Genomic DNA, 255 nt, shown 5'->3' on the forward strand with positions numbered 1-255 from the left:
ACTCATGCTTCAATATTCCATTCACACGCTCAGCTAGTGCATTTTGGTAGCAGTCATAGCCGTCGGTCATTGACGGTCTTATGTTAGCTCGTCTCAGTGCGCCTTGATACAGCCCAGAGCAGTATTGTACCCCTCGGTCTGAGTGGTGGATACATTCACCTGAGTAGCTTCTGGCTCGCACCGCTCTGTTGAGGGCTTTGACCGTATCTTCAGCTTTCATCTCGTGGCTCAGCTCATAACCCATGATTTGGCGTG

Annotated in this window: 1 protein-coding gene; it reads right to left on the reverse strand. The window is 50.6% G+C overall.

Annotation, left to right across the window (positions count from 1 at the left end):
* Nucleotides 1-255 (reverse strand): DDE-type integrase/transposase/recombinase (locus FCL42_RS21605; RefSeq protein WP_136865461.1); only part of this gene is annotated, 255 nt, incomplete at both ends.

The organism is Ferrimonas aestuarii, assembly GCF_005116665.1.
Taxonomy (GTDB): Bacteria; Pseudomonadota; Gammaproteobacteria; order Enterobacterales; family Shewanellaceae; genus Ferrimonas; species Ferrimonas aestuarii.